The organism is Lutibacter oceani (genome assembly GCF_003384935.1).
Classification (GTDB): Bacteria; Bacteroidota; Bacteroidia; order Flavobacteriales; family Flavobacteriaceae; genus Lutibacter; species Lutibacter oceani.
The window spans coordinates 504,799-529,706 of record NZ_QTTQ01000011.1 but is presented as its reverse complement, the minus strand read 5'-3'; the positions used below and the strand labels follow the sequence as shown (position 1 = coordinate 529,706).

Annotated in this window: 25 protein-coding genes and 1 pseudogene; 12 read left to right on the top strand and 14 right to left on the bottom strand. The window is 30.4% G+C overall.

Annotation, left to right across the window (positions count from 1 at the left end):
• The first annotated feature begins 17 nt into the window (after positions 1-17).
• From ruvB to BX611_RS11615, 11 genes are all read left to right on the top strand, one after another.
• Positions 18-1,040, top strand: a complete 1,023-nt coding sequence (ruvB, locus tag BX611_RS11660) for a Holliday junction branch migration DNA helicase RuvB (protein ID WP_115881413.1) — start codon at positions 18-20, stop codon at positions 1,038-1,040.
• A gap of 77 nt (positions 1,041-1,117) precedes the next feature.
• Positions 1,118-2,842, top strand: coding sequence for a SulP family inorganic anion transporter (locus BX611_RS11655; RefSeq protein WP_115881411.1), 1,725 nt, complete (start codon positions 1,118-1,120; stop codon positions 2,840-2,842).
• An 11-nt stretch (positions 2,843-2,853) separates the two neighbouring features.
• Positions 2,854-4,590: a SulP family inorganic anion transporter gene (locus tag BX611_RS11650; protein WP_115881409.1), complete on the top strand. Its 1,737-nt coding sequence runs from the start codon at positions 2,854-2,856 to the stop codon at positions 4,588-4,590.
• Positions 4,591-4,699: 109 nt separating this feature from the next.
• Positions 4,700-6,115 (top strand): MBL fold metallo-hydrolase, encoded by a 1,416-nt coding sequence (locus tag BX611_RS11645; protein WP_115881407.1) that lies wholly within the window; start codon positions 4,700-4,702, stop codon positions 6,113-6,115.
• 129 nt (positions 6,116-6,244) lie between these two features.
• Positions 6,245-6,655: a rhodanese-like domain-containing protein gene (locus tag BX611_RS11640; protein ID WP_115881405.1), complete on the top strand. Its 411-nt coding sequence runs from the start codon at positions 6,245-6,247 to the stop codon at positions 6,653-6,655.
• Entirely contained in the window at positions 6,655-7,224 is a 570-nt protein-coding gene (locus BX611_RS11635) for a c-type heme family protein (RefSeq protein ID WP_115881403.1), read from the top strand. Before BX611_RS11640 ends, BX611_RS11635 begins: the two co-directional genes overlap by 1 nt.
• A gap of 3 nt (positions 7,225-7,227) precedes the next feature.
• Positions 7,228-8,685 (top strand): NAD(P)/FAD-dependent oxidoreductase, encoded by a 1,458-nt coding sequence (locus BX611_RS11630; protein ID WP_115881401.1) that lies wholly within the window; start codon positions 7,228-7,230, stop codon positions 8,683-8,685.
• A gap of 13 nt (positions 8,686-8,698) precedes the next feature.
• Positions 8,699-8,863: a hypothetical protein gene (locus BX611_RS15075; protein ID WP_162880047.1), complete on the top strand. Its 165-nt coding sequence runs from the start codon at positions 8,699-8,701 to the stop codon at positions 8,861-8,863.
• Between the two features lie 39 nt (positions 8,864-8,902).
• Positions 8,903-9,181, top strand: coding sequence for a heavy-metal-associated domain-containing protein (locus BX611_RS11625; protein ID WP_115881399.1), 279 nt, complete (start codon positions 8,903-8,905; stop codon positions 9,179-9,181).
• 2 nt (positions 9,182-9,183) lie between these two features.
• Positions 9,184-9,393, top strand: a complete 210-nt coding sequence (locus BX611_RS11620; protein ID WP_115881397.1) for a YgaP family membrane protein — start codon at positions 9,184-9,186, stop codon at positions 9,391-9,393.
• A gap of 114 nt (positions 9,394-9,507) precedes the next feature.
• Positions 9,508-10,818, top strand: coding sequence for an NAD(P)/FAD-dependent oxidoreductase (locus BX611_RS11615; protein WP_115881395.1), 1,311 nt, complete (start codon positions 9,508-9,510; stop codon positions 10,816-10,818).
• A 132-nt stretch (positions 10,819-10,950) separates the two neighbouring features.
• Here the strand turns inward: BX611_RS11615 and BX611_RS11610 are convergent, their stop codons facing one another.
• The 6 genes from BX611_RS11610 to BX611_RS11585 form a co-directional block, all read right to left on the bottom strand.
• Positions 10,951-13,335 carry a TonB-dependent receptor gene (locus tag BX611_RS11610; protein WP_115881393.1) on the bottom strand — a complete coding sequence of 795 codons (2,385 nt, stop codon included), beginning with the start codon at positions 13,333-13,335 and terminating at the stop codon, positions 10,951-10,953.
• 365 nt (positions 13,336-13,700) lie between these two features.
• Positions 13,701-14,102 (bottom strand): alternative ribosome rescue aminoacyl-tRNA hydrolase ArfB, encoded by a 402-nt coding sequence (arfB, locus tag BX611_RS11605; protein ID WP_115881391.1) that lies wholly within the window; start codon positions 14,100-14,102, stop codon positions 13,701-13,703.
• Positions 14,099-14,698 carry an AAA family ATPase gene (locus BX611_RS11600; protein ID WP_115881389.1) on the bottom strand — a complete coding sequence of 200 codons (600 nt, stop codon included), beginning with the start codon at positions 14,696-14,698 and terminating at the stop codon, positions 14,099-14,101. The genes arfB and BX611_RS11600 overlap by 4 nt, the downstream gene beginning before the upstream one ends.
• Positions 14,659-15,291: a nicotinamide riboside transporter PnuC gene (gene pnuC, locus BX611_RS11595; RefSeq protein ID WP_115881387.1), complete on the bottom strand. Its 633-nt coding sequence runs from the start codon at positions 15,289-15,291 to the stop codon at positions 14,659-14,661. The genes BX611_RS11600 and pnuC overlap by 40 nt, the downstream gene beginning before the upstream one ends.
• Positions 15,292-15,295: 4 nt before the next feature.
• Positions 15,296-16,012: a geranylgeranylglyceryl/heptaprenylglyceryl phosphate synthase gene (locus tag BX611_RS11590; protein ID WP_115881385.1), complete on the bottom strand. Its 717-nt coding sequence runs from the start codon at positions 16,010-16,012 to the stop codon at positions 15,296-15,298.
• Positions 16,006-16,644: a 4'-phosphopantetheinyl transferase family protein gene (locus tag BX611_RS11585; RefSeq protein WP_115881383.1), complete on the bottom strand. Its 639-nt coding sequence runs from the start codon at positions 16,642-16,644 to the stop codon at positions 16,006-16,008. The genes BX611_RS11590 and BX611_RS11585 overlap by 7 nt, the downstream gene beginning before the upstream one ends.
• An 88-nt stretch (positions 16,645-16,732) precedes the next feature.
• On the opposite strand from BX611_RS11585, the gene ahcY reads away from it, so the two are divergent.
• A complete protein-coding gene (ahcY, locus tag BX611_RS11580) occupies positions 16,733-18,049 on the top strand; it encodes an adenosylhomocysteinase (protein WP_115881381.1) in 1,317 nt (438 codons plus the stop codon).
• Between the two features lie 176 nt (positions 18,050-18,225).
• Here ahcY and BX611_RS11575 read toward each other — a convergent pair.
• The 8 genes and pseudogenes from BX611_RS11575 to BX611_RS11540 form a co-directional block, all read right to left on the bottom strand.
• Positions 18,226-19,068, bottom strand: a pseudogene (locus tag BX611_RS11575) (YifB family Mg chelatase-like AAA ATPase); the annotation flags it as partial.
• Entirely contained in the window at positions 19,038-20,546 is a 1,509-nt protein-coding gene (locus BX611_RS11570; RefSeq protein ID WP_115881379.1) for a recombinase family protein, read from the bottom strand. The gene BX611_RS11570 and the pseudogene BX611_RS11575, both read right to left, overlap by 31 nt.
• Before the next feature lie 71 nt (positions 20,547-20,617).
• Positions 20,618-21,115, bottom strand: coding sequence for a hypothetical protein (locus BX611_RS11565; protein ID WP_115881377.1), 498 nt, complete (start codon positions 21,113-21,115; stop codon positions 20,618-20,620).
• A complete protein-coding gene (locus tag BX611_RS11560) occupies positions 21,099-21,374 on the bottom strand; it encodes a hypothetical protein (RefSeq protein WP_147296421.1) in 276 nt (91 codons plus the stop codon). The genes BX611_RS11565 and BX611_RS11560 overlap by 17 nt, the downstream gene beginning before the upstream one ends.
• Positions 21,375-21,618: 244 nt before the next feature.
• Positions 21,619-22,143, bottom strand: coding sequence for a hypothetical protein (locus BX611_RS11555; protein ID WP_115881373.1), 525 nt, complete (start codon positions 22,141-22,143; stop codon positions 21,619-21,621).
• A 53-nt stretch (positions 22,144-22,196) separates the two neighbouring features.
• Positions 22,197-23,090, bottom strand: a complete 894-nt coding sequence (locus BX611_RS11550; RefSeq protein WP_147296420.1) for a tyrosine-type recombinase/integrase — start codon at positions 23,088-23,090, stop codon at positions 22,197-22,199.
• Between the two features lie 355 nt (positions 23,091-23,445).
• Positions 23,446-24,492: a tyrosine-type recombinase/integrase gene (locus tag BX611_RS11545; RefSeq protein ID WP_115881369.1), complete on the bottom strand. Its 1,047-nt coding sequence runs from the start codon at positions 24,490-24,492 to the stop codon at positions 23,446-23,448.
• Positions 24,480-24,908, bottom strand: coding sequence for a hypothetical protein (locus tag BX611_RS11540; protein ID WP_115881367.1), 429 nt, complete (start codon positions 24,906-24,908; stop codon positions 24,480-24,482). The genes BX611_RS11545 and BX611_RS11540 overlap by 13 nt, the downstream gene beginning before the upstream one ends.

Here is a 24,908-nt window from a genome sequence, read left to right as displayed (position 1 = left end):
CAGTTATCTTTGTTTTTATGAACGAAAACCTGAATCCTGATAAAGACCATTTTTCATCTGAAGAATTAGCTATTGAAAAAAAGTTAAGACCATTCTCTTTTGATGACTTTACAGGTCAGGAACAAGTTTTGGAGAATTTAAAAATATTTGTAGAAGCTGCTAACTTAAGAGATGAAGCTTTAGATCACACCTTGTTTCATGGGCCTCCAGGATTGGGTAAAACTACATTGGCGCATATTCTTGCAAATGAATTAAATGTTGGCTTAAAAATTACGTCAGGCCCTGTGTTGGATAAACCAGGTGATTTAGCAGGTTTACTTACAAATTTAAGTGAACGTGATGTACTATTTATTGATGAAATTCATAGGTTGAGTCCAATAGTTGAGGAATATTTATACTCGGCTATGGAAGATTATCGCATTGATATAATGATCGAGTCTGGGCCAAATGCTCGAACAGTACAAATTGATTTAGAACCTTTTACATTAATTGGAGCAACTACACGGTCAGGCTTGTTAACAGCACCAATGCGTGCTCGTTTTGGCATAAGTAGTAGATTACAATATTACAATACAGAACTATTAACTACAATTGTTCAACGAAGCGCAGCTATTTTAAAAATGCCAATTGGTATGGAAGCTGCTATTGAAATTGCAGGTAGAAGTAGGGGAACTCCAAGAATTGCAAATGCTTTATTAAGAAGAGTTCGTGATTTTGCCCAAATTAAAGGGAATGGAACTATTACCATTGAAATTGCTAAATATGCATTAAACGCTTTAAATGTAGATGCTCATGGTTTGGATGAAATGGATAATAAAATTTTAACCACTATAATTGATAAGTTTAAAGGAGGACCAGTAGGTATTAGTACACTTGCTACAGCAGTAGGAGAAAATTCCGAAACTATTGAAGAAGTATATGAGCCTTTTTTAATACAAGAAGGTTTTATTATGCGAACACCTAGAGGTAGAGAAGTTACGCATTTGGCATATCAGCATTTAGGTAGAATTAAGGGAACATCTCAAGGGGAATTGTTTTAAAAAAATGTGATTTAAGTCACATTACTAAAAATATATCATCTTACTTTTGTATTAATGAAAACTCTAAATTAAAGAATATGAGTTTAAAAAAAATATTCCCTTTTTTAACATGGTTACCTTTAGTTAAAAATTCTTGGAAAGATGATTTAATTGCTGGAATTACAGGTACAATTATTGTAATCCCACAAGCTGTTGCATTTGCAATGATTGCTGGTTTGCCTCCTGTTTATGGTTTTTATACAGCTATGATTACTCCAATTATTGCTGCTTTATTCGGGTCTTCCTATCATTTAATTTCAGGGCCAACAACAACAAGTTCTATCGTTGTTTTTGCAGTTATCAGTAAATTTGCCAATCCGGAATCTGAATTAGAAGCATTTATTTCACTTGCAATAGTATTATCATTTATGGCTGGTGTAATAAAACTATTAATGGGCTTAGCTAAAATGGGAAAACTGGTGAATTTTGTTTCACATTCCGTTGTAATTGGATTTGCTGCAGGAGCAGGTATTTTAATTGCATTTAAACAATTAAAGCATGTTTTTGGAATTGAAGTTCCATTGGGAAGTTCTTTTTATGAAATTATCAATTATATTATTGTTCATATTCAAGAAACCAATTTATATGTATTAGGGGTTGCCTTAGGAACACTTTTATTAGCTTTTCTTATAAAAAAAATAAAATATATTTCTAGATTGTATATGCTAATTGCTATGATTTTAGGAAGTGTATTAGCGATATTATTAGGCGGAAATTTACACGGTATTGAAACAGTTGGACATGTTCCTTCAAATTTACCTCCTTTTAAAGTGCCTGATTTTAATTTTGAAGATATGCGTTTATTAACTACAGGAGCTATAACATTAGCATTGTTAGGTTTAGTTGAGGCAGTTTCAATTGCTAGGGCAGTAGCATTACATTCACATCAAAAACTAGATAATAATAGAGAATTTATTGGGCAAGGATTATCTAATATTATATCAAGTTTTTTTTCTTCATATGCAAGTTCAGGTTCATTTACACGCTCAGGTGTTAATTATCAGGCTGGTGCAAAAACCCCTTTGTCAGCAATTATTTCAGCAATTGGGTTGATGATTGTTGTATTATTTTTTGCAAAATATGCTTCTTATTTACCAAAACCTGCAATGGGAGGTATAATTTTATTGGTTGGTTATAACTTAATTGATTTTCATCATATTAAACAAATTATTAAAAGTAGCAAACGAGAATTTATTGTGTTAATGGTTACTTTATTGGGAACTTTATTTTTAGAATTAGAAACAGCACTATTTTTAGGAATTCTTATTTCTTTATTTTTCTATTTAGAAAAAACTTCAAAACCTAATATTGCAGTTTTTGGAAAAAATAAGGATGAAAAATTTTTAAATGTTATAAGAGATGAAACTGCTAAAGAATGTCCTCAAGTTAAAATAATAAGAATTGATGGTTCAATATATTTTGGCGCTGTTGAAGGAATTTCTAGTTATTTTTCAGATTTATACGAAAAAAATGAAAGTAAGCACTTACTAATTATTTCAGGAGGAATAAATTTTATTGATTTAGCGGGTGCAGAATGGCTATCACAGGAGGTTTTAAAATGGCAAAAAAGAGATGGTGGAATTTATTTTGTTGGATTAAAAATAATAAGCCAGGATATTCTTCAAAAAGGTGGTTTTGTAAAAACTATTGGTGCTGAAAACATTTTTAAAGATAAAAATACTGCTATTACAACAATATATAAAAAACTTGATCAAGCAATATGCACCAATTGTGAAGTTAAAATATTTAATGAGTGTAAATAAGGTTTTTTAAAATGAATTTAAAAAAATACATACCAATTTTAGATTGGCTTCCAAATTATAAAAAAGAATGGTTTAAAGGAGATTTAGGAGCTGGTTTAACTGTTGGAATTATGTTAATACCACAAGGAATTGCCTATGCAATGATAGCGGGTTTACCTCCAATTTATGGACTGTATACAGCTCTGATTCCGCAAATTGTGTATGCTATTTTCGGAACATCTCGTCAACTAGCGGTTGGTCCTGTTGCAATGGATTCACTTATTGTAGCTTCTGGAGTTGTAGCATTAGCGCAAATAGGAACTGAACATTTTATTGAATTTGCAATTCTTTTAGCTTTTATGATGGGCGTTTTGCAAGTATTATTTGGTTTTTTTAAATTAGGTTTTTTAGTGAATTTTTTATCAAGGCCAGTAATAAGTGGTTTTACTTCAGCAGCAGCATTAATTATTGGTTTAAATCAATTAAAACATTTATTGGGTGTTCAAATTGTAAGGGATAATAGAATACATATTTTAATATTTGAGGCGTTTCAACAAGTAAAAGAAATTAACTGGATTACATTTTCAATAGGTTTATTTTCAATACTGATATTAATATTTTTTAAGCGCATTACAAATAAAATTCCAGCTGCATTAATAGTAGTAATTTTAGGAATTGTATTTGTTAGGGTATTTCATTTAGATCAATCCGGGGTTCAAATACTGGGCGAAATTCCAAAGGGATTACCTGATTTTACCATTCCTAAGTTTGAAAAAAGTACACTTATTAATTTATTTCCAATAGCATTAACCTTATCATTTATAGCATTCTTAGAAGCAATATCTGTTGCAAAAGCCATTGAATTAAAACACGATAATTATAAAGTAAACCCAAATCAGGAATTAATAGCAATTGGATTAGGAAATATTGTTGGTTCATTTTTTCAAACATACCCCGCAACTGGAGGTTTGTCAAGAACAGCTGTAAATAATCAGGTAGGAGCTAAAACACCATTAGCCGCTATAATTTCAGGTTTAATAGTTGGTTTTACATTACTTTTTTTAACACCTGTTTTTTATTATTTACCTAAAGCAGTACTTGGGGCAATAATTGTAGTAGCTGTTTTTGGTTTGTTGGATTTTTCAGTTCCAAAACAACTGTTAAATTATTCAAAAAGAGAACTAATAATTTTAAATACTACATTAATTGTAACAGCCACAATAGGTATAAAAGAGGGGATACTAATAGGTGTAATTTTATCTTTAGCTATGTTAATTTATAGAAGTACAAAACCACATTTTGCGGTTTTAGGTCAGGTTCCAGATACACACTTTTACAGAAATGTTAATAGGTTTGAAGGGCTCTTAAAAACAACAGAAGATGTATTAATTGTTAGATTTGATGCTCAGTTATACTTTGCAAATATTTCATTTTTTAAAGATAAATTAGAAGAGTTTGTTTTTAATAAAGGTAAAAAATTAAGACTAATTATAATTGATGGTGAAAGTATAAATAGTATTGATAGCTCTGGAATTTATATGTTAAAAGATCTTATAAATAAGTATAAAAAATTAAATATTGAAATTGCCTTTAGTGGTATGAAAGGTCCTGTAAGAGATGTTTTAGAAAAAAGCGGTATAATGAAAAAAATAAGTTATACCAATTGCTTCATGAGTATTCAAGAAGCTATAGATGCTTATGAAGAAAGTAAAAAGAATAAAGAAATTGAAGTGAAGTATTTTGAATTTATAAAGCAAACAAATAATTAAAAATTTCTTAAAATTTTTAATTATGTAACCTCGGTTACAAATAGATGATGTGAATCTTGTAGATTTGGAAAACTACAAACAAGTTTAATCAAATTAAAATCAGATAATTATGAAAGTAGAACAATTATTTACGGGCTGCTTGGCGGAAATGGCTTACTATATCCATTCAAATGGAGAAGCAGCAATTATTGACCCTTTAAGAGAAACAGAACCATATATAGAAATGGCAAAAGCTGATGGAGCTAAAATTAAATATGTATTTTTAACTCACTTTCATGCAGATTTTGTTTCAGGTCAGGTAGATTTAGCTAAAAAAACTGGGGCAACTATAGTTTTTGGTCCAAATGCACAACCAAACTATGATATTCATCAAGGTAAAGATGGTGAGGAATTTAAAATAGGTAATCTTACATTAAAATTATTACATACTCCTGGGCATACTATGGAATCTTCATCTTATTTATTAATTGATGAAAAAGGAAATATGCCTTATGTGTTTACGGGAGACTGTTTATTTATTGGTGATGTTGGAAGACCTGATTTGGCTGTAAAATCCGATTTAACACAAGAAGATTTAGCGGGCCATTTATTTGATTCACTTCGTAATAAAATAATGACATTACCAGATGATATTATTGTGTATCCAAATCATGGAGCTGGTTCAGCTTGTGGTAAAAACATGAGTTCTGAAACGTTCGATACCCTTGGAAATCAAAAGAAAACAAACTATGCTTTAAGAGCGGATATGACAAAAGAAGAGTTTATTGCTGAAGTTACTACAGGGTTAAAACCTGCACCACAATACTTTGGAAATAACGTAAGAATGAACAAAGGAGTGAATACCAGTATTGATGAAATTTTGAAAAAAGGTACAACTCCAATTGATGCTGATTCATTTAAAGAAATGAGCGAGCGAGATGATATTTTAGTTGTAGATACGCGTTCAAAAGAATTGTATGCTGAAGAAGGTACAGTACCAGGAGCTTGGTATATTGGTGTTGAAGGAGGTTTTGCACCTTGGGTAGGCGCATTAATTAAAGATATTAATCAAAAAATAATTTTTATAGCTGAAGAAGGAAGAGAGCATGAAGTAGTTACACGTTTTTCTCGTGTTGGATACGATAATATTTTAGGATATTTACGTGGAGGAATTCATTCTTGGTTAGCGGCTGGTCATAAAGTAGATAAAATTGGTTCTATTTCTGCTGTTGAATTTGCAAACAGACTTAAGGATGGTAAAATTGAAGCTCCTTTGGACGTTAGAAAAGAATCTGAATACCAATCAGAACACGTTGTTGGTGTTGAGAATTTTCCACTAGATTTTATACATTCCAATTTTGCTGAAATTAAACCAGATAAGGAATACGTATTACATTGTGCAAGTGGATATCGTTCTTTAATAGCGGCGTCTATTTTTATGGCAAACGGTGTAAAAAATGTAACTGATGTTAGAGGTGGATTTAAAGATATTAAAGATACAGGTGTTAAACTTACAGAATATGTTTGTCCAACAACACTATTATAAATAAATGTTCTTTTTTAAATTTAATATTTAGGGGGTTTTTTAACCCCCTTTTTTTATTTATAATTCGTAACTTTAGTTACTACAAACAATTATTTGAAACTATAGATTTGTAAAAAAAATCAAAAACAAATGAAAGCTACACTAAAATTATCTTTATTAATATTTATTTCAATTTTAAATATAAATTGTAATAATAAACAATCTTCAAAATCAGATGCTCAACTTGGAAAAATAATACAAATATCTACAGCTGAATTTAAAGAGAAATCAATAAATCAAACAATTATAGATATTAGAACTCCACAAGAATATAAACAAGGTTATATTGAAGGAGCGGTTAATATTAATTATTTTGACAGTTCATTTTTAGATCAAGTGTCAAAATTTGATAAAAGTAAACCAATTTTTATTTACTGTAGATCAGGAAATAGAACTTCTTCTGCTTCAAAAAAACTTTTAAAATTAGGATTTACTGAAGTTTATGATCTTCAAGGTGGTATTATAAGTTGGGCGAGAGATAAAAATAAAATTATAAAATAATGCTGTTAAAAAAAATTACAATCTTATCGTTATTTATTAGTTTAATTTCTTGTTCTAGTGGTTTTTCAGAAAAAGAAAAGCAAGAATATACAATTAAGGGAAAAGAAATAGCACAGGCATCATTTAATGAGCTAAGTTCACAGTTAATGACACAAATGCAAGCTGGAGGGCCTGCACAAGCCGTTCCGTTTTGTAAAGAGCAGGCGGCTCCTATTTTAGCCCAGCTTTCTTCAAAATACGATGCAAATATTAAAAGATCTTCAGATTTATTAAGAAGTTGTAAAATTGAACCTACAGAAAGAGAATTAGAAATTATTTACGGCTACAAAAAATTAATTTCTGAAAAAAAAGATATACAACCAATTGTTGAAGTAGATTCCGATAATAAAAAGCATTTTTATGCCCCAATAATTGTAAAAACCAATTGTTTAGTTTGTCATGGTAAAGTTAATGAAACAATGTCTGTAAAAACGGATTCAATAATAAAATCAATTTATCCATTTGATATTGCAACGGGTTATAACGAAGGAGATTTAAGAGGTGTATGGAGTATCACATTTAATAAATAAATTATGGCAAAAGTAGTTGTTTTAGGAGCAGGAATTTCTGGACATACAGCAGTTTCCTATTTAAGTAAATACCTTAAAAAAGACCATGAAGTTGTTATGGTTTCACCAAATAGCAATTTTCAATGGATACCTTCTAATATTTGGGTTGGAGTTGGTTTAATGACTCCAGATCAGGTAAAATTTAAGTTAGACCCTGTTTATAAAAAACTAGGTGTAGATTTTAAACAAGCGTTGGCGGTATCAATTCATCCTGAAGGAGATACAGAAAATGAAAAAGGCTTTGTTACTATTAAGTATGTGTCTGAAAACGAAAAGGATAAGGTAGAGAAAGTTACTTACGACTATTTAATAAATTCAACAGGACCAAAGCTTAATTTTGAAGCTACAGAAGGTTTAGGTCCTAATAAATTTACAGAATCTGTTTGTACGTATGACCATGCTTCTCACGCCTGGGTAAAATTTCAGGAATCTTTAAAAAAAATGGAAAATGGAGAAAAGCAAACATTTTTAATAGGAACTGGTCATGCATTGGCAACTTGTCAGGGTGCAGCATTTGAATATGTGTTAAATATTGCTTTTGAAATTAAGAAAAGAAAATTAATGCACTTGGCAGAATTATGGTGGATTACCAATGAATATGAATTGGGTGATTTTGGAATGGGAGGTGCCTATGTTAAAAGAAACGGCTACATAACTCCAACTAAAATTTTTACTGAATCAATTTTAAAAGAATATGGTATTCAATGGATAAAAAGGGCTGGAGTACAAAAAGTAGAAAAGGGAATTGTATATTATGAAAATTTAAGAGGTGAACACCATACCATTAATTTTGATTTTGCCATGTTAATACCTGGTTTTGCTGGAGCTGGAATGAAAGCTTATAATAAAAATAATGAAGATATAAGTTTAGAAGTTTTTGCTGCAAATGGAATGATGAAAGTTGATGCAGATTATACTCCAAAACCTTATGAAGCATGGAAGGCAGAAGATTGGCCATCAACTTACCAAAGTGTAAAATATGATAATATTTATGCCGCAGGTATTGCTTTTGCACCACCACATGGTATGTCTAAACCAATGCAAAGTCCTAATGGAACCAAAATATTTCCAACACCTCCAAGAACCGGAATGCCATCGGGTGTAATTGGAAAAATTGTTGCTCAAAATATTATTCACGCTATAAAAACTGGTAAAATTGAACACCCTCATAAAGCATCTATGGCAAAAATGGGTGCTGCTTGTATTGTTTCTGCAGGTTATGGTTTAAGAAAAGGGCAAGCAGCAGTTATGACAGTTAATCCAATTGTTCCTGATTGGGAGAAATACCCGAAATGGGGAAGAAATATTAAAGATACTGTTGGTGTAGTTGGAACTGCAGGACATTGGATGAAATTATTTATGCATTACATGTTTATTTATAAAGCAAAAGCAAAACCATTTTGGTGGCTAATTCCAGAATAAAAATAGTTTAAATATGAAAACAGATATAAAAAAAACAATACCATACAGTGATATTTCTTATGGCACTGAACCAACAAGAATGGTTAAGTTTATGAGGAGTTGTTTTATAATTCAATTGTTTAATTTTTTTAAATTAAATTTAAAAGTAATGAAGATAGTTGTAGGAGGTCACTCATAACAATTATTTTTGTAATTTCACATTATTAAAATTTGTAAAATGACAACAACATTAGAGATATTAAATTTAAAATGTGGCGGATGTGCCAATTCAATTAAAAAAGGATTATTATCTATTGAAGGTGTATCTGAAGTTTCAGTTGATTTGGAAACTTCAGTTGTAACTGTAAATGCAAAAGATGACTCCGTTTTAACCAATGTTAAAAATAAATTGGCTACAATGGGTTATCCAGAAGTTGGTGATGCGAACACCATAATTCATAAAGCAAAATCTTTTGTGAGTTGTGCAACAGGCAGAATGACTTCAGAAACAGAGTAATTATGAATAAAAACATAGGAAGTACAGATAAAATTATTAGAGTAGTTTTGGGTATTGCAATTAGTTATTTTGCATATTCTGCATCCATAGATCAGAATTGGATTAGAACTGTTTTGTTTATTATTTCTGCTATTTTATTTATAACTACAGCATTTAGTATTTGTCCTCTATATAAGTTATTTGGGATAAATACTTGTGAGATAAAAAAGTAGAAAATTTAATTTTTATCGAAAATCTATTATGTGTGATTTTAATCACACATAATAGATTTTTTTTATATAATTTTCTTAGTTGAAAAATAACTAATCTTCAAAAAAAATATTTCAATGTCAAAACATTTTCAAGTGCTCGTTATTGGTGGAGGTACTGCTGGAATTATGGTGTCCTCAATGCTAAAAAGGAAAAATTCATCACTACAAATAGGTATAATTGAACCAGCTGAAACTCATTATTACCAACCAGCTTGGACCTTAGTAGGTGCTAATACTTATAATTATGAAAAAACCTCAAGACCAATGTCATCTTTAATTCCTAAAGGTGTTGAATGGATAAAAGAATCTGCAAATAAATTTGAGCCAGAAACTAATAAAGTAATTACAAAAACTGGACTTGAAATTACCTATGATTATTTAGTGGTTGCTCCCGGATTAAAAATTGATCCAGCTATGATTGAAGGTCTTCAGGATGCAATGGACAAAGGAGTAGTTTGTAGTAATTATACGAATCCAAAACATACCTGGGAAATACTTAAAAATTTTAAAGGCGGTACAGCATTATTTACACAACCTGCTACTCCAATTAAATGTGGAGGAGCTCCTCAAAAAATTATGTATTTAGCCGATGAGCATTTCAGAAAAACAGGTGTTAGGGATAATACAGATATTGTATTTGCTTTACCAAGTGGATCTATATTTGGAGTTAAAATTATTGCTGATACTTTAATGAGTGTGGTTGATAAAAAAGATATAAATGTTCGGTTTTTTCATAAACTAGTTAAAGTTGATGCCAATAAAAAAATTGCTTGGTATGAAATTGTAAAAGATTTATCTGGTGGAGGATGTGTTACTATTGCTGATGGTGATGAAGCTTCATTAGATAGAGATATCCAATACAATTATAAAGATGTTAAAGTAACAAGAGAAGGAGATTTATATGGAATTCATTTTGATATGATGCATTTAGCTCCACCACAGCGTGCTCCAGATTTTATAATAAATTCGCCATTAGCATCTGAAACAGGTTGGGTTGATGTAAACAAAGGAACGATGCAACATGTAAAATATCCAAATATATTTAGTTTGGGTGATGTTTCAAATTTACCAACTTCAAAAACAGGTGCAGCAATTAGAAAACAAGCGCCAGTTGTGGTTGAAAATATTTTAAAATTGATTGAATCTAATGTGCTTTCTGGAAAAGAATATCAAGGATATACTTCTTGTCCGTTAGTTACAGGATATGGCAAAATGGTTTTGGCTGAATTTGATTATAATCAAAATTTTGAACCAGACCCAAAATTGAAAGAATTCCCATTAATGATTACTGATTCTTCCAAAGAACACTGGCGATTATGGATTTTGAAAAAATACATGCTTCCCTATTTATATTGGAATAAAATGATGAAAGGAATTGAAGTGTAAAAAAGTTATTTGGAGGTTTTTATAAGCGTCATGCTGAACTTGTTTCAGCATCTCATTATTCTGATTAGTGACTAATATGAGACCATGAAACAAGTTCAGGGTGACGCCGTTTCTCCAAACTACCTCATTTTTTTAAAATTTAATTGTTGCACCTATTAAAAAGTTTCTAGTTGCTTGTGGGTAATAACCTGCTCCATCTAATGTTGTGGTTTCACCATCAACGGACCAAGTATCATCATACGTGTAATAATAACCATTTGAAATATATTCGGTATTAAAAATGTTATTTATTAAAGCATTAAAAACAATGGATTTAAATATTTTGTTAGGTTTAATCTCATAAGAAGCATTAAAATCATTTACAAAATAACTGTTTAATTTAGAATTTACATTGTCAATATTTCCCATAAATTGTTCTCCAACAAACTTAGATAATATTGAAAACTGAATACTATTGGTTGGTTGAAAAACTAGTGCATTAGCAGCAATTAAATTAGGTGAAAAAGCAATATCAGTATTTCCTAAATCTACCAATTCTCCATTCCAAGTTGTTACAAAATCAACATTTTTATTATTGCTTATTGCAATATTTGGTTGTAAAGTTAATTTATTGGAAAGTTTAAAAGCAGCATCAATTTCTAAACCTAATCTGTAGCTTTTTCCACTAGTTGCTCTAATTGGTGCACCAACATCGTCAATTGCGCCAGTTAAAACCAATTGATCTTTATATAACATATAATAAATATTAGTGTTTACCTTAATATTTTCGTTGTTTAACCTCCAGCCTAATTCAAAATCATTTAATTTTTCTGAAGTATTAACTCCATTTTCAAAATCGTTTCTATTAGGTTCTTTACTTGCTTTTGCATAAGAAAAATAAAAACTATTAGTATTACTTAGTTTATAGGTTAAACCAGCCTTTGGATTGAAAAAAGAATATTTTTCATCAACATTTATAGGATACCTGTCAGAAGTTAATCCACTTGTTTCAAACTTTACAAAACGGGTTTGTAAATCTGTAAATAATGTCCAAGTATCACTTAAATTATAAGTAATTTTCCCAAATATATTTGCGTCATTTTTTGTGCTGTTTCCATCATAATAATGATCCCTTATTTCAGAATTACTAGCATATTCAGCCCAAATAATTTCTCCAAAATGATCACCTTTATATTTGCTTAGTGATGTTCCGAAAATAAATTCTAACTCATTATTTTTATAAGTTGCATTTGCATTTAACACGTAAAAGTCATTGTCTAACCAACGTCTTCTTATTAAATCGGTTTGGTCAATTGTTTCTCCTCCTAAAGTAATCGGTGTTAAATCATAATCAGCAAAATCTTCCCCTTCTTTATATTGTTCAAAATAACCTCTTCCATAAGTGTAATTTAAACCAATATTGGTAGACCAGTTTTCTGAAATTTTTTCATTCCAATGAAATTGATAATGATCTTGTTTGTAGTTATCTATTTCATTTTCATAGGTGTATGGATTAAAAGTGCGACCTATATTTTCCATTTCATCTTTAGTTACACCATACCAAGCCTGATATGTTTTTTCGTGACCTCCAAAAGTTAATACTTTAATTAATGTATTATCATCAACATAAGCAGCTTGTAAAAAATAGGATTTTAAATCTGACCAAGCATTATCAATATATCCATCTGAATCAATTTTAGAAAAACGACCTGAAAATTCAATATGGTCGTTTAATTTTCCAGTACTAAATTTAACGGTATGTTTTCTAGTGTTATACGACCCAAAAGAGTTACTTATTTCACCAAAAGCATTTTCTGACACCGCATCTGTAAGTAAATTTAAACTTGCACCAAAAGCACCTGACCCATTTGTTGACGTACCAACACCACGCTGCAATTGCATACTTTCTGTTGAAGAAGTAAAATCGGGCATATTTACCCAATAAGTTCCTTGGCTTTCAGCATCGTTATAAGGAATTCCATTAATTGTTACATTTACTCTTGTAGCATCACTACCACGAACTCTAATTCCAGAATATCCAACACCGGCACCGGCATCGGAAGTAGTAACAACCGAAGGTAAATAGTTTAAAAGCATTGGTATATCTTGTCCTAAGTTACGCTTTTCTAAATCTTCTTTGGTTACGTTGCTGTGGGTTACTGGAGATGTGGCTTTTACGCGAACAGCAGAAACTAAAACTTCTTCAAGATTAACAAAACTATCAGCCATATTTATGGATATAAAAGTGTCCTTAGTTAAATTAATTGCTACTTCTTTAGGTTGGCTAATTGCACTAACTATTAATGTGTAATTTCCTTTCTCTAATGTGAATAAAAAATTACCTTCAAAATCTGATGTTACTCCTTTTGTGGTTCCTTTTAAAAGAATACTTGCTCCTGGAAGTGGATTGTTTCCATCGGTTACGTTTCCTGAAAGTTTAAATAATTCTTGTGCGTTCGCATTTATTGAAAATGCAATGATTAAAAAAGCTACTAAGTTCTTCACTTTTTTAAAGTTTTGTTTTAAATATTGTTTCATTTTTTTTAAAATAAAACGATATAAAAAGAGGTAATTAATCGATGTTTTGATAAAATTACTTTTGCCCTAACAGATTTTATCTGTATGAACGTCCCTTAACAGCATTACCTGTTCAGGTTCAATGGGTTTGATCTCAGCCGTTTTAGGCACCCCTTTTGAGATGATGCAAATTTAATGAATATTTACTTATTTCAATTCATTAAAAAAAATATTTTATTTTTTTGTGTTTTTTAGGAGACCTCTTATACTTATTAATTGTAATTTATTTTTTGATGCAAAAACAGAACGAATTTATAAATATTATAAAAAGCTACAGAATCAGCGGAAAAATTATTTAAAGAATTAGAGATTTCTTAAATAAAAATTTACAATTCAGGCTTTCTTCGGAAAGCCTTTTTATAAGCTGTTTTTTTCTTTTTTTCTAACCTTTTTTGAATACTTGATTTTGTAGGTTTTGTTGCTTTTCTTTTTTTAGGAACTTTTAAACCTTTTTTAATGAGTTCTAAAAAACGTTTTATAACAAGCTCTTTGTTTTTATGTTGACTTCTGCTTTCATCACATTGCAAAAGTAAAACTCCATCTTTTGTAAGTTTAGATTTTATATTTTTAAATAATAATTCCTTTTCTTCAATAGCTAATTCTGTAGAATTTTGAAGATCAAAAATCAACTCTACTTTTGAAGAAACTTTATTTACATGTTGTCCGCCAGCGCCACTGCTTCTAACAGCTTTAAAGGTAAGTTCTTTTATAAGTGCTTCGGTATTCATTTTTTTGTAGCTAAGTATCTTTGTAAATTCGGTTTAGAATTTAGTATTTTGTCAATTTCTTCAACTGCAAAGTCAAATCTATTTTTTTTACTTCCTATTAACAGTATGTATGGGCGATTGTATTTTTTTAATGCATTTTCAAATGCGGTAAACATTTCTAACCGCTCGTTAGGTTTGTCTCTTAAATCATCTTCTTCCCAAGGCGTATCAATGTATGTTAGTAAATATAAATCATAAGTATTCTGTTTTGCTGCTTTTTCTAATTTAGCATCCACAAAACCACCATAAAACTCTTCAGAATAAACTTTTGTTTCCAACAAATCTGTATCGCAAATTAAAATTCTATCAGCTTTTTCAGCCAATGTATTTTCTAATTGTATTTGTCCGTAAGCAATGGGTAATAAATCGGAATGTTCGCAAGTTTTACGTTCATTATTCCATTTATTTTGTAAATAATCTCGTGCATATTCTGGAACCCAAACAGTATTATAGTGCCGGGCTAATTGTTTAGAAAGTGTAGTTTTACCAGTACTTTCAGGCCCAAATAATACAATTTTTACAATATTTCTATTGGTTTGTTTAAGAGTTTTTTCCATTCTATATAGCCGTAAATTGCAATTATGGTAAATATAAGATATTGAAAGCTAGTAAAAGTAAAACCTTTGTAAAAATACAAAGGAACAGAAATAATATCGCCAATTATCCAATATATCCAGTTTTCTATTTTTTTTCGAGCCATTAGCCACATTCCAACAAAAAATATTGCAGTTGTAACAGTATCTACATAAGCAACCCAACTTGTCCATTTGTCAAAACTTTTGTAAACAATAAATACAAATACAAGTGTTGAAATAAATAAAAGTATTGAAATATGTTGTTCTTTTTTAGTGGTTGAAGTTATTGGTGTGTTGTGAGTTGCATCTACTTTTCGTGTCCAAATATACCAACCGTAAATACTCATTAAAAAATAGTACCCATTTATCATCATATCACCAAGTAAACTCCATTTTAATAATAAATAAACAAAAATACTGGTGCTAATCATACCTGTTGGATACACCCAAATTTTATTGTTTTTTGAATACCAAACCGATAAAAAGCCAAAAATAACGGCAATTATTTCTAAAAATATATCTAAGGTTTCGTAGGTGCTGTATTGACCAAAAAAGATATTGAAAATTTCGTTCATAATTTTAAAATGCTAACGCTATATTATTTTCAAAAGCAGAACCAATAACAACTAGGTCGGCTCCGTTTTTATAAGCGGTGTTTAGTTGTTGTTTTGTTTTAATGCCACCGCCTACAATTAATGGAATATTAATATTTTTTTTTACTTCAGTAATTAATTCAGAATTTACTGGGAATTTTGCACCGCTACCTGCTTCTAAGTAAATTAATTGTTTGCCTTTATACATTCCGGCTACCGCCGTTGCAACTGCTAAATTTGTGTTGTTTTGACTAATTGGACTTGTTTTACTTATTTTTAAAACGGATGAATTTGTGCCGCCATCAATTAAAATATATCCAGTAGGGATAATTTCTAAGGTTGAATTTTTTAAAAACGGAACAGCTTTTATTTGTTGTTCAATTAAATATTCCGGATTTCTTCCTGAAAGTAATGATAAAAATAACAAAGCGTCTGCATTATTTGTTACTTGCGAATAATCTCCTGGAAATAATACGATTGGAATTTTAGTATTTTCTTTTAATTTTTGAACAAAAACAGCTGTAATTCCTTTTTCAACAAAACTTCCACCAACAAAAATAAAATGGGTTTTTAAGGCTTCAATTTTTTTTGAAATAATAGGGATTTTATCCAAAGCTGTCTTGTCGGGATCCAATAAAATAGCCAATAATTTTTCACCTTTTTTTGAAGCATTTTTTATGTGTGCTAAAACTGAATCTACCATTTTTTTGCAGTGTCTAAGGCGTAAACCAATGTAAAACCCTCTAATTGTTCAAAGTAAATATCATAATTTTTATCCCAACCTTCAACTTTAATATAGCCAGTAGTTTTTTTATCAGAAATTTGAAATGAATTAATATCAATATCATTTTTAAAAGTTAATCCTCCATGTGGATAAATTTTATACAGGCTTTCTTTTGCTCCCCAGATAACTGTTAATTGTTGAATATAATCGTCGTCTTTATGAATAAATCCTCTTTCAAAATTGACAAATTTATGCTGAATAATTTTTATTTTTTCACGGTTCATTTCAATATCAATACCAACTTCAACGTCACTCACAATTAATGCCGAAAATGTAAAGGAATGTGTAATTGAAATGTGTTTTCCATCAGTTAAATGTGGTTTTCCATTTCCATTATAAAATAAATCGAAGTCGGTATAACCGGCAGCTTTTAATAAATGTCTTACACTTAAAAATCCACGTTGGTGCAATTCAGATCTCATAGAAAGTAATCTTTCTTCGCTTCTGTTAGTTAATGAAATATTTTTCGACAATTCATTAAAAGACTCTTCAATTTTCCAAACATAAATTGAAGTGAAGTTATTTGGTTTAATGGTTTTGTATAAAGGCATTTAGTTTCTCAATTTGATTTTGTACTTTTGCAAAATCTTAAAACACTAATTTTTAATTGTTTTAAATAAATAACAAATTTAATATAATATGAGTACAGAAACATCAACTTACGTAAAATATAAAGTAAAAGATATCAATCTTGCGGATTGGGGACGAAAAGAAATTCAGTTAGCGGAAGCAGAAATGCCTGGTTTAATGAGTTTAAGAGAAGAGTATAAAGGGAAAAAACCTTTGGCTGGAGCAAGAATTGCTGGTTGTTTGCATATGACCATTCAAACTGCAGTTTTAATAGAAACTTTGGTAGATTTAGGAGCTGAAGTTACTTGGAGTTCTTGTAATATATTTTCAACACAAGATCAAGCTGCTGCTGCTATTGCTGCTGCTGGAGTTTCAGTATATGCTTGGAAAGGTTTAACTGAAGAAGAATTTGATTGGTGTATTGAGCAAACTTTATTTTTTGGTGAAGATAAAAAACCATTAAATTTAATTTTAGATGATGGTGGTGATTTAACCAATATGGTTTTGGATAAATATCCTGAATTAGCAGCTGGAATTAATGGTTTAAGTGAAGAAACTACAACGGGTGTTCACCGTTTATACGATAGAGTAAAGGCAGGTACATTGCCAATGCCGGCAATTAACGTAAACGATTCTGTTACAAAATCTAAATTCGATAATAAATACGGATGTAGAGAAAGCGCTGTTGATGCAATTAGAAGAGCTACAGATATAATGTTAGCTGGAAAACGTGTTGTTGTTTGTGGATATGGTGATGTTGGAAAAGGAACAGCAGCTTCATTTAAAGGAGCAGGTTCTATTGTGACGGTTACTGAAATTGATCCAATTTGTGCTTTACAAGCTGCAATGGATGGTTTTGAAGTAAAAAAATTAGATACTGTTGTTGGAAATGCAGATATTGTAATTACTACTACAGGAAATAAAGATATTGTACAAGCACGTCATTTTGAAGCTATGAAAGACAAAACCATAGTTTGTAATATTGGTCATTTTGATAATGAAATTGATATGGCTTGGTTAAATAAAACTTATGGTAATTCTAAAGTTGAAATTAAACCTCAAGTAGATAAATATACAATTGGTGCAAATGAAATAATTGTATTAGCGGAAGGTCGCTTAGTAAATTTAGGTTGTGCAACAGGTCACCCAAGTTTTGTAATGAGTAACTCATTCACTAACCAAACATTGGCGCAATTAGAGTTGTGGAACAATAGAGATGCTTACAAAAACGAAGTTTATATGTTACCAAAACATTTAGATGAAAAAGTAGCACGTTTGCACTTGGCTAAAATAGGAGTAGAGTTAGAAACTTTACGCGAAGACCAAGCTGAATATATTGGTGTAAAAGTTGAAGGACCATTTAAGCCAGAATATTACAGATACTAAATAATAGTATTTTATAAAACTAAAAAAACCGCTCAAATTTGAGCGGTTTTTTTGTTTTTTGCAATCTTCCTTTTTAATCAATTAATTATACCTTTTTCGTACTGTAAATATAAAATGATTACAAAATATAATTGAGGGTATATTGCCTAATATTTTAAGGGGAAAAACCCCCTTTTTTAGCCTAGCCAACCTTCCCTATCTAAACTTCTATATTGAATGGCTTCTGAAATATGGTTTGAGGAAATATTGGTAACACCTTCTAAATCGGCAATAGTTCTAGATACTTTTAAAATCCTGTCGTATGCTCTGGCGGATAAATTTAAGCGCTCCATTGCTGTTTTAAGTAATGTTTTACTTTCATCGCTGAGTTTACAAAATTTTCTAATTTGTTTTACATTCATTTGAGCATTGTAATGCAAATTTTCAATTTCTAAAAACCGTTCAGATTGTTTTTCTCTTGCATTTGTTACACGTTCTCTAATTGTTTTACTTGGTTCAGCCAATTTTTCTTCGGAAAGTTTTTCAAAAGGAACAGGATTAACTTCAATATGAATATCAATACGATCTAATAATGGACCTGAAATTTTACTTAAATAGCGTTGCATTTCAGCAGGTGATGAGGTTACAGGCGCATCAGGATCGTTAAAATATCCGCTTGGGCTGGGATTCATACTTGCAACTAACATAAAACTACTTGGGTAAGTAACTGTAAATCGCGCTCTTGATATGGTTACCTCTCTGTCTTCTAAAGGTTGTCTCATAACCTCTAAAACCGTGCGTTTAAATTCTGGTAGTTCATCTAAAAATAATACACCATTATGTGATAGTGAAATTTCTCCAGGTTGAGGATATTGACCACCTCCAACCAGTGCAACATCAGAAATGGTATGGTGTGGTGAACGAAATGGACGTTGACACATTAATCCACTTTCTTTAACTTTACCAACTACTGAATGTATTTTAGTGGTTTCTAAAGCTTCTTGTAAAGTCATTGGTGGTAAAATAGAAGGTAATCGTTTTGTTCCCCATTTTCCCCTAATTCAGAAAACTGCCTTTTTGGAAGAATTCGCTTAAGATTAAAATTAATTTCATTTTCTCCAATCACAATGTTTTCAATTACAGCATCAATTATTTCACGTTTTTTATCTCTTTTATACGTACTCCATTTTTCATAAATATTTTTAGAATTTTTAATTATAAAATCAGTAGATTTTTTATGTATAGTATCGTTAGTAATTTCATTTTCTAGCTTAATGATATGCTCTTTTAATTGTTGAGATTGCTCATATGGTTTTTTGTGATATTCCTCAAAAGCTTCAGTAGGAATTTGTCCTTTTAGATGTAAATCAAGTATTGATTTAATTTCACTTTGAATTTCATTTTGTTTCTTTTTAAGAATCTCTAATTCAATATTTTTTGATTTAAGTTGGTTTTCAGATTGTTTAAAGTATTTTTTAAGTTCCCTTTTATTATTAAGAAATTCAATAAGTCTACTCTTGAAGGCTTCTTCCAAATCCTCTCTTCTGATTTTATGATTACAGTCATTACTCGTACATTTATAATGTGTAAGTCGAGACCTCACATTCATTCTATTACCACAATGACAAAAAATATAGTTTGTGAATAAATGTACTTTTCTATTTAATATAGGTTGCCTATTGCTATCTTGCTTATCCAATATATCATTCACTTTTTGCCATAAGTCATCTGAAACAATTCTAGGACATTCATGAAATATCCATTCTTCCCTTGGTTTAAATTGTGTTGCTTTGGTGATTGAGTTTTGTTCTGAATAATTTGCTCTACGCAACCCTTTTGATATTGGGTCTCGTAACCATCTCTTAATAACTCCTCGACTAAATTTTGCCCCACTTCGAGTTCTATATCCCATTTCATTTAGCTTGGTAGCGACACTTGTATTTCTACCAATCTCTAAAAAGAGTTCATACATTTTTTTCCTTATTGGTGCTTCTTCAGTGTTAAGTACTAATTCATCCCCTTTCCATTTGAAACCAAATTGAGCTTGTCCTCCTAATTTCTTTCCAAGCTTTGCTCTTATTTCTATTGAAGCTTTAACACGTGAAGCAATCTCTTCTCTTTCCCATTCTGCCATTGCAGAAATGATTGTGTAAAAAAGTCTCCCAGCTGGACTTGAAGTATCTATGTTTTCATAAATAGAGATAAGGTCAGCGTTGTAGTTTCTAAAGATTTCAGAAAATTCTAAAAGCTGTCTCGTATTTCGAGCTAAACGTGCAATTTTTGAAAAGATAAGTCCTGAAATTTTGCCAAGTTTTATGTCTTCAATCATTCGCTGTGCTTCAGGATGATCCATAACTGATTTTCCTGAAACCCCTGCAAGATTGTACACTTCTTTAACCTCCCATCCTTTTAGTTTTGCATACATATATGCACGTTCTTTATGGTGTTCAGGTGATTCGCCTTTCGCCTGTTCCTCCGTTGAAACCCTAATCCAAATCCCTACATTCTTATGAGCCATATTCTCTATTTTAGATTCTTAAAATTACAAAATAAAAGTAACAAATGGTAGCGTTTGTTACTTTTGTGTAGTTAAAAATTTTGTAAGTAGAAATGTGTTATACCTAGGGATATAGCATCAAAGATTCCCATATTATTATTTTCGGTCATCCACTTTTTTCGTTTTGCAAAACCCAGCGATTCTAAGAATGGAAACCATTCAATGAGTTTTTTGGTTATTTCAAATTTTGAAGAAACATCAAATTGTTCAAAGACTTCTTTAATTTGTGTTCTTGAATATTCATATATCTTTAAATTTTGAGACTTAATTATTTTAGAAATAGTAGTAATAAGTTTTTTAGTTCTTTTACATTTTCTCATTGAAGACTTTGGAATATTTCGGATAAGAACAATATCAGGTTTGAAATAATCGATGTACTTTTTTATTCGTTCAATTGATTTCTTATTACTCACTGGTTGTACGTATCCAATACCATAATCCACAAGATCTTTTGGAGTGTTAAAAACAGCATAACCAACTCCCCATCTATTTGGAAATAAAGCAAGAATAGTTTTATTGATTGTCTTCATACTTTTCTTGCTGTTCTGTTAGTCTACTAATTATTGAATTCAGTCCTTTTAAGCGCAGTCTATTTTTATTAGTTTTAGATTTAGTTTCTAAAATTTCAATCAACTGAAAACAGCGGTGGATAAGTTCATCATTATCTTGATAAAATAAATCTTTAATAGGCGAATCTATTGAGAGATTAAAAAGGAAGTGATATCCTAAATAAGCTTTCGGATTTTGGTATTTACCAGTTTCAAAGCGGGATAGGTTTCCTTCATCCATTTTTAGAAGGTATGCAACATCTTTCAATTTCAGGTTATGATTTTTGCGATACCTACCAAAGGGTTGGTTAGGTAATTTATTCATATGTGTAAAAAGACAATGTGGTTACTAAGCTTACATTGTCTTTTCACATTGTAATATGTAATTTATATCAACAGGAAGGGCAAGGAAATTGTAAATACTACAATTTTTTTTGCGGTCACGTGAATATTTTGTTGAAAAGATGTGTGTTTTACTTACGTTATTATGTTGATGTATTTTGTGAATGAATGATTTGTAAAATTCGTTCCTTATCGCTGAGCTTTTTAATTCCCAGTGAAATATTTTCACAAGATTGTTTTATCAATGTTTGTTTTATAGTGTGAACTTTTTTCACTGGATTATCACAAATAATTTCACTGACTTCCTTTTTTTTATAACTTCCTTCAAGCAATGAATTGCTTGAAAAATACAGACGAGATGCTCCCTTACGAGCATTTTTTGTTTTTAAAATGTGTCCACCTTGATTAGTAACAATAATTAAATCTTTTAGAACCAATGAATCAATAGCTGTAGATACTGCTCTTCTAGAGAGTCCTGTACACAAGCTAAATAATCGTTGAGATATCCAAGCTCTTTCTATTCGTTTATTCCTAACAGTTATATCAATAATACCAACCGTTTTACGAATTACCGTTAATAATACTTTCAGTTCACTTTTTGATAATATTTTCAAATGAATATCAAACAGACTATTAGGTGTTTGAGTAGTTTTATAATAGTACATCATATAATCATCGTACTAGAATAATAGAGGTAATTGGAAGTGGAAGGATATTGTATTTATATCAAACTATTTAATGGATGTTTAATAACTTGTAAACGAAGATGTTCTGCCGTTGCAGATAAATAGATGGTTGTTGTTTTAATATCACTATGCCCCATCATTTTAGATAAGCTATAAATATCACAACCACCTTCAAGCATTAGTGTTGCAAAGGTATGACGAAGTTCGTGTGTCTTAAAAGTAATTCCAGTAGCTTTCCTCATTTTAATAATAAGTCGCTTTAAACCTGAATCTGTAAATCCTTGATTTCTATTAGAAGAAGTGAAAAATTCTGGGCAGGTTTTATGTTGATTTTTCCTCTCTTTTAAATAGTTTTCTAAACTATGAATAAGGGTTGTACTCAAAGGAATAATTCTATCCTTATCTCCTTTCCCTTTTACAAAAACACTTTGATTTTGTATATCAACATCAGTTAATTTTAATTTAAGTAATTCACTTTTACGTAAACCAGTAAAAAGAAACATTGAGAATAATGCATGATTCCTATATCTTAAATATTTTTGGGTATATGGGTAATTAAAGGTTATTTCCAATAATTTAAATGCTTCTTGTCGTGTTAGTTTTTTTGGAAGCGATTTTGATCCTTTAGGTAATTCTAATCCTTCAACATAATTTTTATCCAAATAATTATGTTTAACGCACCACCTAAAAAACACCAACAATGACATAAAGTAGGTTTTATAAGTTGTTGATTTCCAATTTTTAGCGACTCTTCCTTCCAAGAAGAACGAAAGTACTTTCTTCTCGTTTACTTCGCTTATATGCGAGATTTGAGCCGATGATGAGAAGTTAGAGATGTTCTCTCTATATCTCTTTACCGTGTTATCTGAAACCCCTCTAATGTATTTTGCATAATGACAAAAATCCTCTTGTAATAATTCAATGTTCATTTGATTTGAAACATTTATCACTACTCAAGGATTCTATATGGGCTCATCTCAAAATGATGTGCCCCTAAAGTGTCGATTTTTTAAAAGCGTTTCCTCTATCGCCTTTTAAAATAAGGCTAATGTGTGCGCATGCTAGGACTTGAACCTAGGACCTCGTCATTATCAGGTATGTGAGCGAATGTTTACTCCCTAAAACGTTATTTTATAAGGGTTTTAGAGCTGTTTTTACCTAAAAACACAATTTTTCATTGGGTCTCATCTTTTGAGCGCACTTTCTATTGAGTAGTGATACAATGTATAGTTAATTTCTATTAATGTATCGACATAGAAAGTTTATCATGAGTTAATAAATAAATCAAAAGGATAATTGCTCAATATAGTTACGGGCGTGTTCAGAATTAATAGAGCGTAAGTATTGTTGAGTCATATAAATACTTGAATGACCGAGCGTTTTCATTATTGTAGATATATCAGCATTTACCTTAGCAAGTGAACAGGCAAATGTGTGTCTCATTTGGTGAACGTGGAATTGAACCCCTGAGAGCTCTCTATATCTCCGCACCCAATGTTTAAGTCCATAATGGGTTAATGGGGTATATCTTTTTGTAGATATAATCAATGCATTACAATGTGAACGATTTAGTTTACGATCATTCAAATATGCTTTCAATTGAATAATAAGCAAGGGATGTAGTGGAATATATCTCCCCTTTTTACTTTTTGAGGTTTTACCATTAATAAAAATACTTCTCTCTTCAAAATTGATATCTTGAATTTTTAATGACAGTAATTCACCTTTTCTAATTCCAGTATAAATAAAAAGGTTAATAATAAGTAAATCTCTTTTGTAGGTAAAAACATCTCCTATTGTATGTAGTGATATTGTTGCAATAATTTTAGATATATCATTATCACTAAGAGCACGCTCATCTTCATATTTTGGATTTGGTGGTTTTTGAATTTTTGAAGAAAGAGAACCCTCCTGTAAATAGTTATTATTCTCCAGCCACCTGAAGAAAGCCATTAATTTATTGTGGTAGGTTTTAATCGTTGAAATTTTAACTCCAGTATGGATGAATTTAGTTCCTACAAAGCGTTTTCGAATACTTAATCTTTTATTAAAATCAGCCATCATTTGAGGGTACAGATTTTCTACTTCTCTAATCTCATTCATTATTTTTTGAAAAGTAGTAAATACTTCTTTATAGCTTTTCAATGTTTGAGACCTTAGTTGTTTACTATATTCACATTCAAAAAGGTACTCATCAAAAAGAGCTTTCAAAGATTTTGTTGTACTATTCAGTTGTGTATGAGATTGATTGTACATTTTGTTTTGTGAATTGGGCGAATAAAAACGCATATCTAAATGATGTGCGTTTTTGTATTTAGTTATTTCAACCAAATCTTTTCAGCGTTATCAAAACCACACCATTTATGATATTCATCAAACCCTCTTGATGCTAATTCATAACGAATGAATTTTTCTAAAGGAAGTTTTGTATGCAGTATAAATCTCAACACTTCACCATCAGTAATTGAAAGCATTCCTGAAATAATTTCCCAATGAGCAAATATTGTTTCATCTGTTTTAATTTTCTTTATTTCATCAAATGAAATGTCTGATAAATCAATCGGAAGAATATCCAAAAAAGGTATTTCCATTTCTTCAGAAATTTCTTTCTCGACACACGCCCAACCATCATCAGGTCCGTGAATGACTCCGTAGATTTTTCCTTCACTTCGATGTTTAAAATTTAGCCAAATTGCACAGTGAATGGCTTTCTCTTTATCTGCATAAATATTGATGTAATTTTCCAT